At 74.6% G+C, this 14,020-nt stretch carries 4 protein-coding genes; all 4 read right to left on the reverse strand.

Translation table 11 applies throughout. From position 1 onward, the window contains the following. Window positions 1-25: 25 nt before the first annotated feature. The 4 genes from OG611_RS21245 to OG611_RS21260 are packed head-to-tail and all read right to left on the reverse strand — an operon-like array spanning window position 26 to window position 13,978. Window positions 26-2,065 carry a type I polyketide synthase gene (locus tag OG611_RS21245; protein WP_266422454.1) on the reverse strand — a complete coding sequence of 680 codons (2,040 nt, stop codon included), beginning with the start codon at window positions 2,063-2,065 and terminating at the stop codon, window positions 26-28. Next, complete coding sequence (locus OG611_RS21250) at window positions 2,062-5,358, reverse strand: amino acid adenylation domain-containing protein (RefSeq protein WP_266422455.1); 3,297 nt, start codon at window positions 5,356-5,358, stop codon at window positions 2,062-2,064. The genes OG611_RS21245 and OG611_RS21250 overlap by 4 nt, the downstream gene beginning before the upstream one ends. Window positions 5,359-5,363: 5 nt before the next feature. Continuing rightward, window positions 5,364-9,329 (reverse strand): amino acid adenylation domain-containing protein, encoded by a 3,966-nt coding sequence (locus OG611_RS21255; RefSeq protein ID WP_266422456.1) that lies wholly within the window; start codon window positions 9,327-9,329, stop codon window positions 5,364-5,366. Further along, complete coding sequence (locus OG611_RS21260; RefSeq protein ID WP_266422457.1) at window positions 9,326-13,978, reverse strand: non-ribosomal peptide synthetase; 4,653 nt, start codon at window positions 13,976-13,978, stop codon at window positions 9,326-9,328. Before OG611_RS21260 ends, OG611_RS21255 begins: the two co-directional genes overlap by 4 nt. Window positions 13,979-14,020: the final 42 nt, after the last annotated feature.

Below are 14,020 nucleotides of genomic sequence, written 5' to 3' on the forward strand. Positions count from 1 at the left end.
CCCAAGCCCTGTGCGGTGTCCTCACTCACTCCGCCTCGAACTCCGCGAGCAGGGCGTCGAGGGAATCGTCGCCCTCCCCGGCCGCGACGATCCGGCGGGCCATCTCGTGCAGCGTCAGCTGCTCCAGGAAGAGCGTGATGGGGACATCGAGGTCGAAGTCGTCCCGCAGGCAGCCGACCAGGTGGACAGCGGTCAGGGAGTCGCCGCCGGCCGCGAAGTACGTCATTTCCGGGTCGTCGGTGTCCGTCAGGCCCAGGGCGTCGGCGAGCAGCACGCGGACGCCCTGCTCCAGGTCGGCGGAACCGCCGCCCTGCTCCGGCTGCTCCCCGCCCGGTGCGACCTGACCGAGGCGGTAGGCGCCGTGGCTCTCCCCGGCGAAGGGGTAGGACGGCAGGGCGACCCGTCGGCCGCCGCCCTCCCGCACCACCGGCTCACCCGCCAGCCAGGCCTCGCCGAGCGGGTCGGGCCCGCCCAGGCCCGCCGCACCGCCCGAGGCCAGTTCGGCGAGCAGATCTGCCGCCCCCGCCCGGTCCCCGGCCCGCACATAGCCGCGCACGGCCATCGGGGCACGGCCCAGGCACAGCGTGTACGCGGTGTCGGCGAGCGACGGGGCACCCGGCGCCCGCAGCGCCCCGGCCAGTCGGCCGGCCATCGCGGCGAGGTCCTCCCGGGTGCGGGCGGACAGCAGCAGGACCTCCGGTGCGCCCTGGGCGTCCGGTTCCCACGCATCGCTGCGCCGGGGCGCCTCCTCCAGGACCACGTGCACATTCGAGCCACCGATGCCGACCGAACTCACCCCGGACCGCCGGGGACCGAGCTCGGGCTCCGGCCAGGCGGTCGCCCGCTCGACCAGGTGGAACGGCGAGTCGTCGAAGCCCAGTTCGGGGTGCGGGCGGCCTGCGTCGGCGTTCGGCACCAGGGTCGCGTGCTCCAGCATGAGCACCGACTTGATCAGCGCGGCGACGCCCGCTGCGGCGTCCAGGTGGCCGATGTTCGACTTCACCGAGCCGATCCCGATCCGCCCGGTGCCGAGCGCGCCCTTGAACGCGGCGGTCGCCGCCGCCGCCTCGATCCGGTCGCCGAGCGCGGTGGCCGTGCCGTGTGCCTCCAGGTACTGGGCGTCGGCCGGGTCGAGACCGGCCGCCGCCCAGGCCTCCACGATCGCGGCGGTCTGCTGGTCGACGCCGGGCGCGGTGAACCCGACCTTGGTGGCTCCGTCGTTGGTGACGGCGCTGCCCCGGATGACCGCCCGGATCGGGTCGTTGTCGGCGAGCGCGTCGGACAGCCGGCGCAGCACGACCACGCCCACCCCGTTGCCGGGCACGGTGCCGCCGGCCCGCTCGTCGAAGGGACGGCAGCGGCCGTCCGGCGAGTAGATGCCGCCCTGCTGGTGGATGTAGCCCCGCTTGCGCACCGTGTCCACGGCGACGCCTCCGGCCAGCGCCGTGTCGCACTCGCCGAGCAACAGGGACTGCACCGCGAGGTGCACCGCCGTCAGCGAGGTCGAGCAGGCCGTCTGCACCGTCAGGCTCGGGCCCTCCAGGCCCAGCCGGTACGAGATCCACGGGGCGAGGAACTCGCGGTCGGTGAGGATGCGTACCTGAAGCGCCCCGATGGACGCGGCGAGTCGCGGGTCGGTCTGCGCGGCCAGCATGTGCTCGGTGGGGCCGCCGCCGACGTACACGCCGGTACGCGCCGTTCCGCCGAGCGGGCTGCGGCCGGCGTCCTCCAGCGCGGACCAGGCCGTCTGCAGGAGCAGCCGGTGCTGGGGGTCGAGGGCCGCAGCCTCGGTGCGGTTGAAGCCGAACAGCTCCGCGTCGAAGCGGTCCGCGTCCACGAGATGGCCCTTGGCCGGTATGTGGTCGCGGCCGCGCACCTCCTGCGGGTCGGCGCCGTCGGCGATCAGTTCCGCCTCGGTGAAATCGGTCACCGAGCAGAGCCCGCCGAGCAGATTCGCCCAGTAGGCGTCCAGGTCGGGGGCGCCGGGGAAGCGACCGCTCATCCCGACGACCGCGATCGCGGAGTCGGCTGCGAGGGGCTCGGCGGCGCTGGCGTTCTCGGTCATCGTGTGGTGCCTTTCCGGTAGCTGAGTCGTCGGGCTGCGGCGGTGCGTCGTGCGTGCCGGTCACCGCCGCGCGCGGCGGCCGTGTCGGCGGGAGGAGCGGTTGCGGGAGCCCCGGCGGCGGTCCCGGCGACCGCCCGGTCGAGGTAGGCGGCGAGGGAACTGACGGTGGGGTGACGGAACAGGTCGACCAGGCTGAGCTCGCCGTACGTCCCCAGCTCGCGCAGGGCGGACAGCACGCTCAGCAGCCGGATCGAATTGCCGCCCAGATCGAAGAAGTGATCGGTGACGGCGACGAGTTCGAGGTTGAGCACGCGGGCCCACAGGCCCGCCACCAGCCGCTCGGTCGCGGTGCCCGCGACGGTGGTCGAGCCGTCCGGCCGGCACCGCACGGTGGCGGGTTCCGGGAGCCGGGCCCGGTCGATCTTGCCGTTGCTGCTGAGCGGCATCTCGTCCAGGCGCACGAACACCTCGGGCACCATGGACCCGGGCAGCCGCCGGGCGAGATGGGCGCGCAGCTCCGCGTCCGGGGGCGCCGCCCCGTCCCGGCCCACGACATACGCCACGAGCCGCTGCGCGGTGCCCGTGCCGCGGACGGTGGCCGCCGCCAGGGCGACGCCCGGCGCGCCGGCCAACAGGGTCTCGATCTCGCCGAGTTCGACGCGTACGCCGCGCAGCTTGACCTGGAGGTCGGAGCGGCCGAGATAGTGGATCAGGCCGTGCGCGTCGATCCGGCCCAGGTCTCCGGTGCGGTACATCCGGTTTCCCGGTGCGCCGTGCGGGTCGGCGACGAACCGTTCGGCGGTCAGGCCGGGCCGGCCGATGTAGCCCCGCCCCAGCGAGGCACCGGCCACATAGATCTCACCGGCCACCCCGGCGGGGACCGGCCGCAGCCGCTCGTCGAGGACGTAGACCCGGGCCCCGGGCACGGCGCCGCCGAGCACCACGGGCTCACCCGGGGTGAGGTCCCCGGTGGTCGCGTAGACGGTCACCTCGCTGGGGCCGTACGCGTTCACGACCCGCCGGCCGGGCGCGCTGAGCCGCTCGACCAACTCGGCGGGGCAGGCCTCGCCGCCGACCGCGACGGTCCGCAGCTCGGGCAGCTGCCCGGTCAGGTCGGGCAGCAGCATCGCGGCGGACGGCGGCAGGAACACATAGGTGATGCGGGAGTCCCGCAGCCGTTCCAGCAGCGCCTCGCCGATCCGCTCGTCCTCCCGCGGGATGTGCAGTTCCGCTCCGGCCACCCAGGGGAAGAAGAGGTCGGACACGGCGACGTCGAAGCCGAACGACACGAATTGCAGCACCCGGTCGTCGGCGTCGACCGGGAAGGAGTGCCGGACCGCCCGGGTGAGGTTGAGCAGGGCCCGGTGCTCGATGGCGACGCCCTTGGGGACGCCGGTGGAGCCCGAGGTGAACAGGACGTAGGCGAGGTCCTCGGGGCCCGGTGCGGCACCGGTCGTGGCGGCCCCCGGGGTGACGGGGTCCGTGACGGCCGGGCGGTCGACCCGGATGCACGGCACCCCCAGGCTCTCCCCCTTCACCGCGGTCTCCCGGGAGGTCAGGAGGAGTCCGGTGCCCGAACTCTCCACCATGTGGCGGAGCCTGGCCTCCGGGTGGGCCTGGTCCAGCGGTACGTACGCGCCGCCCGCGCGCAGGACGGCCAGGGCCGAGATGCCCTGGTCGGCCGAGCGCGGCAGCAGCAGACCGACCCGGAAGCCGGGCCGCACCCCGGCGGCGCGCAGCCGGGCGGCCAGCGCGTCGGCCCTGGCGAGCAGTTCGGCATAGCTCAGGCGGAGATCGCCGCAGACCAGGGCCGTGGCCTCGGGGTGTTCGGCCGCTCGGTCGGCGATCAGGTCGGGCACCAGGCGGTCCAGCGGCGCGGCCTCCGCGAGGCGGTCGGCGCCCGCGATGATCCGGCGGCGCTCGTCGGCCGGCACCAGCTCCACGGCGGACAGCGGTGCGGACGGGTCCGCGAGGAGCCCGGCCAGCAGCGTGCGGAAGTTGTCCGTCCAGCGGCGGACCGTGCCGGCCTCGAACAGGTCGCTGCGGTAGATGAACTGGGCGGCGAGTCCGGCGCCCCACCGCTCCATGAACAGGTGGAAGTCGAACTTGGCGGTGTCCAGGGTCAGGGGGAGCCGTTCGGTCGTCGCGCCGGCCAGCGCCAGATCCGGCGCGGCCTCGTCCTCGTAGCTGAGCGCCACCTGCACCACCGGGTCGTGGCTGGTCTCACGGACCGGGGCGAGGGTGTCGACGACCGCCTCGAACGGTGCGTCCTGGTGGGGCTGCGCCGCCAGTATCGAGGCCCGGACCCGGCGGGTGAGTTCGTCGAGCGAGGGGTCGCCGGACAGGTCCACGCGCATCGCCAGGGTGTTGGTCAGCATCCCGACCATCTCCTGGAGTTCGGGCCGCTCGCGCCCCGACGCCGGATAGCCGATGACCAGGTCCTCGCCGCCCGAGACGCGGGAGAGGAACGCGGTGTACGCCGCGAACATCGTCATGAACGGGGTGGCGCCCTGGGCCGCGGCCACCTCGGCCAGGCGCTCCCTGACCTCGGCATCGAGCAGGAAGCGTTCGGTGCCCCCGGCGGCCGTGCGGACCGGCGGGCGCGGGTGGTCCAGCGGCAGCTCCATGGCGGCGGGCGCGCCGCGCAGCCGGTCGACCCAGTGCTCCACGGACGCCTCGAAGGCACCGTCCGCGGCACGCTCCCGCTGCCAGGCCGCGTAGTCGGGGAACTGGAGCGGGAGTTCGGCCGGCCGGTACGCCTGCCCCCCGGCCTCGTGCCGGTACCCCTCGGACAGCCCCTCCAGCATGAGGCCGAGCGACCAGCCGTCGCAGACCAGGTGATGGGCGACGAGCAGCACCCGGTGGCTGCCGTCGTCGACGGCGTACACGGTGCAGCGCAGCAGCGGCCCCTCGGCGGTGTCGAAGGGGAGGGCGGCCTCGGCGCGCACCAGGGCGTCCGCACGGTCGGCGGGCACGTGCTGCCGGACCGTGAGCGGCACCCGCCCGACGGCCGAGACGCGCTGCGCCGGAGTGCCGTTCTCGGCGGTCCGGAAGACGGTCCGCAGTGCCTCGTGGCGGGCGACGAGCGCGTTCAGCGCGCGGCCGAACGCGGCGGTGTCGAAGGGCCCGTGCACCGCGAAGGCGACCGGGACGTTGTACTGGGGGGAGCCCGGATTCAGCTGGTCGAGGACCAGCAGGCGGCTCTGGGCGTCGGAGGCGGGGAACTCGTACTCCTCGTCCCCGCCGCCCTCCCCGGCGTAGAGGTCGATGAGATCGACGGCGTCGACGGTCATGGGTTTCAGTCCCCTCGGAGGGCGGATTCGAGGACCGCGGCGATCTCGGCCGCCGGGCCCGGAGTGAGTACGTCGCTGTGACCGCAGTCCAGTTCGTGCACGTCGAGCGCGGCGGTCACGCGCTGCCAGGCCTCGGTCTTCTCGGCCGTGGTCGGCCAGTCGTCGTGCGTCGCGGAGAAGAGCGTCGTCCGGCCGTCGTAGCGGGACGGGCGCCATTCCCGTACGAGCCCGGTGTGGTGCGCCCCGGCGTCGACGAGGTTGTGCAGACGGGCGGGGGAAAGGCCGTCGAAGGCCCCGTCGCGGGCCAGGGAGAACACCTCGGTCCGCTCCAGCGGGCCGGACGGCAACGACAGCCCCGGGGCATGGGAGTGGAGCAGGATGCGCAGCATCTCGTCCTCGACGGCCGCGGGGTCCGGCGGCGTGCGCCTGATCTCGTCCGGCATCGGCATGGCGTCCACCACGGCGAGCATCCCGACCTCCTCGCCGGCCCGGCGCAGCCGCACCGCCAGCTCGTGGGCGAGCGGACCGCCGAAGGACCGGCCGAGCAGCAGATACGGTCCGTGCGGCTGGAGTGCACGCACACTCCGCAGATACAGGTCCGCCATCTCACCCATGGTGGGCGGGAGTCGGCCGACGCCGCTCAGCAGCGCCGGGCTCTGCAGGGTGTGCACGGGGCGGGCCGGGTCCAGGTGCGGCAGCAGGTTCACGTACGACCAGCCGAGACCGAGCCCCGGGTGCACACAGATGAGCGGGGTGCGGTTGCCACCGGTCCGCAGGGTGAGCACCGGCTCCAGGCTGTTGTGGTGCGGCTCCTCCGGCGCCGTCGCGGACGACGGGCGTCCGGGAGCGGCGCGCAGCGGTGTCCGGGGAGCGGGGCCGTTCGTGGACGGTGGGGCGTCGAGCCGGGCGGCCAGAGCGGCCGGGGTCGGCGCGTCGAACAGGGCGGAGACCGGGATCCGTACGCCGAGGACCGTCTCGATCTTCGACTTCAGGCGCAGCGCGGTCAGTGAATGGCCGCCCGCCAGGAAGAAGTCGGTGTCGGGCCCGACCGCGGGGACACCGAGCACCGTGCCGAACAGGGCACACAGTTCCCGCTCGCGCGGAGTGCGCGGTGCCCGGTCGGCCGCCGCTTCCCCGCCGGGTCCGGGGTCGGGGAGCGCGGCCCGGTCGACCTTGCCGTGGCGGGTGAGCGGCACCTCGTCGATGCGGACCCACAGCGACGGCACCAGGTGCGCGGGCAACTGCTCGGCGGCGTGCGCCCGCACCCGGGCGAGGGTCCGGTGCCACTGCTCCTCCCGGTCCGCGTCCTGAGCCGGCACCAGCCAGGCGGCCAGCAGCTTGCCGCCCGCCGCGTCCGGCCGGGCGCCGACCACGGCCCGCGCCACGCCGGGGCAGCCCGCCAGCGAGGCCTCGACCTCGGCGGGCTCCACGCGGAAACCACGCACCTTGACCTGGTCGTCGGCCCGGCCCGCGAACTCCAGCACACCGTCCGGCGTCCAGCGGGCCAGGTCCCCGGTGCGGTACATGCGGCTGCCCGGCGGTCCGTACGGATCGGCGACGAACCGCTCCGCGGTGGGAACCGGCCGCCCGAGGTAGCCCTGGGCGAGCCCGCTGCCGCCGATGTAGAGCTCACCGGTGGCGCCCGCCGGGACGGGGCGCAGCCGGACGTCCAGGACATGGGCGCGGGTGTTGTCCAGGGGACGCCCGATGGGAACGGCGCCCGGGTGCCCCGCCGGTTCCCCGGACGCGGTGTGCGCGGTGGCGAAGACCGTCGTCTCGGTGGGGCCGTAGCCGTTGACGACCACCGTGTCCGGGCAGTGCTCCCGGATCCGGCGCACGGTGTCGGGCGCGAGGACGTCGCCGCCGGACCACACCTCGCGGAGCCCGGACAGCGCGCCGGGCGCGATCTCCGCGACGGTGCGCAGCAGTTCGGGTGTGAGCATGAGCCCGGTGACCCGCCGTTCCTGGACCACCCGCTCCAGCAGGTCGGGGGTGACCGCTTCGGAGGGGGCGACCACCACGGTCCCGCCGTTCAGGAGCGGAACCCACACCTCGTAGGTCGAGGCGTCGAACGTGTACGGGTTGTGCAGCAGCACCCGGTCGTGGGCACCGCCCGCGAAGCGGCCGTCGGTGGCGAGTTCGGTGATCGCCCGCTGCGGGACCACCACCCCCTTGGGCTCTCCGGTGGAGCCGGAGGTGTAGATCACGCAGGCGGCGGCCCCGGGATCGGCGGGGACACCGTCGAAGGAGGCGGACACGGACCCGGATTCCTCGGCGACGTCCAGCACCGCGGTACCGGCGGGCAGCCGGGCGGCGGCCGGATCCGTCCCCGCGGTGAGGACCAGGGAGGGTGCTGCCGCGGACATCAGCCGGGCCAGCCGCTCCGCCGGGTGCGCCGGGTCGAGGGGGAGCCAGCAGGCCCCCGCCTTGAGGACCGCGAGCTGGGCCACGACCATGGAGGCCGAACGGGGCAGCAGCAGGGCGACGGTGTGCCCCGGCGCCACACCGGCCCGGACGAGGCGGCCGGCCAGCCGGTCCGACGCGGCGTCGAGCCCTGCGTAGCTGAGGGTCTCGCCGTCCGTGTCGACGGCCGGCGCGTCCGGGGTACGGGCCACCTGGGCGGCGAATCGCCCGGTCGGGGTGGCGGGCGCGGCGGGGGCGCGGGTCGGGCCGTCGGCCAGGGCCAGCAGGCGGTGCCGCTCCGACTCGGGCAGGGCGTCGATGTCCTCCACCGGTGTCCGCGGCGAGCGGGCCAGCTGCTCCAGTACGTGCGCCAGGCGCTCGGCGACCGCGGTGGCGGAGATGCCCCGGCGGCAGCTCACGGACAGCAGCAGCCGGTCCTCGGCGACCGCCGCGATCGTGACCGGGTAGTGCGTCGCGTCCGACACCTTCGCCAGGCGCACGGTGCCGGGGTCGTCGTCGCTCCCGGAACCCCGCGGGAAGTTCTCGAAGGCGATGATCGAGTCGAAGAGCTCGCCGGCCCCCACGGCGCGCTGCACCTCGGCGGCGCGGGCGTGGTGGTGCTCCAGCAGCCGGGACTGCTCGTCCTGGATCCGGCGGAGCAGCTCCTCCACCCGCTCGCCGTCCCGCAGCCGCACCCGTACCGGCAGGGTGTTGATGAACAGCCCCACCATGGACTCGACACCGGGCAGGTCGTGCGGTCGCCCCGAGACGACCGCGCCGAAGACCAGGTCACGGGAGCCCGTCAGCCGGGCCAGGACCAGGGCCCAGGAGACCTGCACCAGGGTGTTGAGGGTGACGCCCGCCGCGGCGGCCCGCCGGACCAGCGTCTCGGTGAGGCCGGCGGTCAGCCACAGCCTCGAACGGTCGGGCGCCGTGTCCGGTCCGGCAGGGGCCAGCAGCGCGGGCCGTTCCAGACCCTCCAGCGACTCGCCCCACGCGGCTTCGGCCTTGTTCCGGTCCTGACCGCCCAGCCACACCAGGTAGTCCCGGTAGGGCGCGGCGGGCGGCAGCGGCCGGCCCGCCACGAGGGCGGCGAGGTCCCGCTCGACGACCGGCATCGACCAGCCGTCCAGCAGGATGTGGTGGAAGGACACGATCAGCTCGGCACCGGTGTCGTGCCGCAGGAACGTGGCACGGACCAGGGGCGGGCGGGCCACGTCGAAGCGGAGCGCCGCGTCCTCGCGCAGCACCTCGTCGGTGCGCACCCGCACCTCGTCCGGGGCGAGACCCGTCAGGTCCACCTCGGTCCACGGCACCCGGACCGCCTTCGGCACGACCTGGACCGGCCGGTCCAGGCGCTCGTGGCGGAAGCAGGCGCGCAGATTGGGATGCCGGTCCAGGAGCGCGGTGACCGCGGCCCGTACCGCTGCCCCGGTGATCGCGGGGCCGATCAGGAAACGGGCCTGCACCAGATAGGGGTCCGGGCCGTCGGTCTGCCGGGCGGCGTGGAAGAGCAGGCCCTCCTGGAGCGGGGAGAGCGGCAGCACGTCCGCGATGCGCGCGTTCATCGTCGCTCCCCTGCGTCGTCGGCGGAGCCGGCACCGTCGAAGCCGGCGTCGAGATCGCCGAAGTCCATGTCCTGCCCGAGCAGTTCGAGCTGGTCACCGGTGAGGTCCACGAGTGGGAAGTCGGACGGGGCGTGGACGGCTCCGCCGTCCGGTCCGCACGTGTCCGCGAGGACGCCGAGCGCCTCGGACCACGCCCCGGCCAGTGCGCGTACCTCGTCCTCGGTGAACACCCCGGACGGGTAGGAGAAACTCGCCTCCAGAACGGGCTCGCCGTTCTCCTCGCGGGCCAGCACGTCCACCTCCAGGGTGTGCGCCAGCGGCACGGCGTCCGGGCCGGGCTCCAGCAGCCGCCCGCCCGCCGCGTCGCCCGCGCCGAACCGCCCCAGATAGTTGAAGCGGACATCGGGCACCGGGAGCGCGGCGAGTGCCGGGCCGGTCTCCGGGTTGAGGTAGCGCAGCAGGCCCCAGCCGAGCCCGCCCGAGGGCACCGCCCGCAGCTGCTCCTTGACGCACTTCAGGGCCTCTCCCGGCTGACCGCCGGGCGCCACCGACGCGGCACCGATGTCCAGGCGGACCGGGTACTGCGTGGTGAACCAGCCGACGGTGCCGGACACATCGACCTGGGCGGAGACGACCTCGCGCCCATGGCCCTCCAGGTGGACGAGGAGCGCGGATCCGGTGCCCCGCCGCTGGACGGCCGCCGCGGTCAGGGCGGTCAGCATCACCGCGTCGGGACGGCAGTTGAAGGTGCCCGGCAGGGTGAGGAGCACACTGCGGGTGAGCCCGGGGTCCAGGTCGAAGGTGAGGGTCTCCCGCTGTCCGTCCGCACCCCGGCCGTCGGCGAGACGGGCGGTGTCGTCCGCCAGCTGCCGCTTCCACCAGGGGAGTTCGTCGAGCCGCAGCCCGGCCTCCTGGGACAGCAGCCGGGACCACCGGGTGAACGAGGCGGTCTTCGCGGGTGCGGCGTCGCCCTCGGAGCGGTGGTCCAGCGCCGCGGCGAGCTCTTCCCCGAGCACCCGCCAGGAGAAACCGTCCACGGCCAGGTGATGCACGGTCAGCAGCAGGGCGCCGGGACGGCCGGGGCCGGGATCGAGCCACACCGCCCGCACCATCTCGCCGTGCTCGGGCCGGAGGGTGATGGTGCGGGCCAGTTCCGTCGCCCGGGAGTGGAGATCGGTGTCCGCAGGCACGGCCACCCGGACGGCCGCCGCGTCGGCGGGCGCGCTCTCCTCGGGCACCTGGAGCTCCCAGCCGGTGTCGTCCTCGCGCACCAGGCGCATCCGCAGCGCGGCGTGCCGCTCGACCAGTACGGAGACGGCCTCCTCGATCGCCGCGAGTCCGGTGCCGGGCGCCAGCGGGAACAGCATGGACTGGGTGAACGTGGCGGTGTCCCGGACCTGTTCGCGCCACCAGTGCATCACCGGGGTGAGGGGCAGCCGCCCGGTCCCGGTGTCCTCCTGCGCCGGGGCGTCGACATCGGGCGTACGGGCCAGCACGGCCAGCCGGGCCGGGGTGCGTACGGTGAACACGTCGTGCGGCGAGAGCACGAGTCCGGCCGCCCGCGCCCGTGCGGCGAGCTGGATCGCCATGATGCTGTCGCCGCCGAGCCGGAAGAAGTCGTCGTCGGCACCGGCCTGTTCGAGGCCCAGCAGCTCGGCGAAGAGCCCGCAGAGGATCTCCTCGCGCGCCGAACCGGGGAGCCGGACGGTGTCGGCGGTCCGTGCGGCGGGCGCGGGCAGGGCGGCCCGGTCCAGCTTGCCGTGGGACGACAACGGCAGCGCGTCCAGGGCCACCACGGCGGCCGGGACCATGGCCGCGGGCAGGCGCCCGGAGGCGTGCAGGAGCAGCGCGTCCTCGTCGATCTCCGCTCCCGGCGCGGGCACCGCGTACGCGACGAGCTGCGCGCTGTCGCCCCGGTCGTGCCGTACGACGGCCACCGCCCGTTCCACGGTGGGGTGTTCGGCGAGCGCGGCGGCGATCTCACCCGGTTCGATCCGCAGCCCGCGCAGCTTCACCTGCTCGTCGCCGCGCCCGAGGTAGTACGTGCTGCCGCTGTCGTCGCGGTGGGCGAGGTCGCCGGTGCGGTACATGCGGCTGCCGGGCGGACCGTAGGGGTCGGCGACGAACCGCTCGGCGGTGAGCGCGGCACGTCCCAGGTAGCCACGGGCGAGCGCGGCACCCGCCAGGTACAGCTCACCGCCTGCGCCGGCCGGCACCGGCCGGAGCCGCTCGTCGAGGACATAGGCGATGGTGCCCGCCACCGGTGTGCCGATGGGCGGCACCGTGCCGTCGGCTTCCAGCGGCCCGGAGACGGTGGAGACGACGGTCGACTCGGTGGGCCCGTAGGCGTTGTGGAAGCGTCGCCCCGCGGCGGCCCAGCGGGCCACCAGCTCCGGCGGGCAGGCCTCCGCGCCGACGACGAGGGCACGCAGATCCGGATGCGGTCCGGCCGGTACGGTCGCGAGCACGGACGGCGGGACGAACGCGCAGGAGATCCGCCGCTCGGTCAGAACCGTCCCGAGGGCCTCGCCCACGAGCGGACCCGGGGGCGGCAGCACCAGGGTTCCGCCCGAGCCGAAGGCCAGGCACAACTCGCCGACGGAGATGTCGAACGAGGGCGGCCCGAGCTGGAGCACCCGGCTGTCGGCGTCCAGCCCGATGCCGTCCACCAGGGTCCGGGTGAGCGCGGCCACCCCGGCATGGGTGACCACCACGCCCTTCGGGGTGCCTGTGGAGCCGGAGGTGTGGATGACGTGGGCGGCATCGAAGGGTTCCGGGCCACCCGGCGGCAGCGGTTCCCCGGCCCAGGCGTCCTCGTCGAGGACCAGGACCGGGAGACCTGTCTCCAGGGGCGTGGCGCCCGGCTCGGTGACGAGGAGCACGGGCGCGGCCTCGGCCAGGACCCGGCGGATCCGCTCGGCCGGGTGGGCGGGGTCGAGGGGCAGATAGGCGGCGCCGGCGCGCTGGACGGCCAGCGCCGCCACCGGCCAGTCACTGCCGCGGGCGAGGGCGAGGGCCACGACCCGCCCGGGGCCGGCCCCGAGTTGCACCAGCCTGCCCGCCAACCGGGCCACCCGGTCGTCGAGCCGGGCGTAGCTCAGGGTCTGTCCCGGGGACTCGACGGCCGGTGCGTCCGGTGTGCGGACCGCCTGCCGGGCCACCAGCTCGGGCAGCGTGAGGGGGGCGGGGGCGGTGGGCCCGGCGGATCCGGCGAGCAGCTGATCGCGCATGGCCGGGGGCACCAGGTCGATGTCCCCGACGAGCGCGGTGGGGTCGGCGGTGATCTGCCGCAGGAGCTCGACGTAGCACTGCGTCCAGCGGGCCACCGTCGCGGGGCCGAAGACATCGGTGCGCAGCCCGAAGCTGCCCTCCATGCCGTCACCGCTGTCCTTCACCACGCCGACGAGGTCGTGCTCGCCGCCGGTGTGGATGCGCTCGGGCTCCGCGAACTCCTTCATCACCGAGACGCTCGGCTGCTGCGTCAGGTGCATGAACACCCACTGGTACAGCGGGGCCCGGCCCGCGCTGCGCTCGGGCGCGGCGGCCGACACGATCCGGCCGACCGGCACGTCCGAGTTGGCCATCAGATCCGGGAAATCGACGGCGAACCCGGCGAGCACGTCGGCGAAGGACCGCTCCGGAGTCACGTTCCAGCGGGTCGGCACGGCATTCATGACGTACCCGATGACCTGGTCCAGGCCCTTGGCCGCGCGGTTGGCGATGGGGGTGCCGATCACCAGGTCGTCGGCGCCGCTGACCCGGTGCGCCAGGACGGCGAAGGCGGCCATGAGGACGACGTAGACGGAGGCACCGCGCTCCCGGGCCAGGGCCCGCACGGCGGCGGTGGTCGGCGCGTCGATGTGGAAGGGGACCTGCGCGATGCCGTCGCCCTCGGTGACGGAGGCGGTGGAGCCCGGCACGGTGAGCGGGCCGGGCGGGTCGGTGAGATAGCGCCGCCAGAAGTCGAGCCGGCTGGCGAAGACCCCGGACTCTTCCAACTCGCTCTGCCAGGAGGAGAAGTCGGCGTACTGGACGGCCGGCCGGGTGAGGGGCGGCTCCAGGCCGTCGCGCAGGGCGCCGTACGCCTGCGCGAACTCGTTCTGCAGCACGTCGAACGACCACCAGTCGCTGATGGTGTGGTGCAGACTCAGCATCAGGGTGGAACGTCGTTCGTCGACCTGGACGAACCGGGCCCGGATCAGTTTGTCCCGGCCGAGGTCGAAGGGACGGCTGCGGAAGGTTTCGAAGGCCTCGTCGATCGTCCTGCCGGTGCCCCGCAGATCCTCGCGCTCCAGATCGAAGGTCCCGTCGTCGCCGAACTCGACATGCAGCTCGCCCGACGGGTCCGTCACGATCCGGGTCCGCAGGATGTCGTGGTGACGCTGGATCAGCGTCAGCGACGCCTCCAGATGCGCCGGGTCGACGGCCCGCTCGAAGTGGTAGGCGGCGCACAGGTTGAGCGCGGGGGTACCGGGATACAGCGAGTCGTACACCCACAGGTCGTGCTGTGCGGGGCTCAGCGGCACCCGGCGGGCCGGGTCGCGCGGCGGTATGACGGCGGGTATCTCGCGGGCCCGTCCCGCCTCCAGCAGACGACGCATCAGGCGGACCCGCTGCTCCCTGCCGAGTGCGCCGAACCGGTCGGCCATGGAAGAAGGGGACGCCGCACCCGGGACGGGGCGCGAAAAGGT

It is taken from the genome of Streptomyces sp. NBC_01363, from assembly GCF_026340595.1.
In the GTDB taxonomy this organism is placed as follows: domain Bacteria; phylum Actinomycetota; class Actinomycetes; order Streptomycetales; family Streptomycetaceae; genus Streptomyces.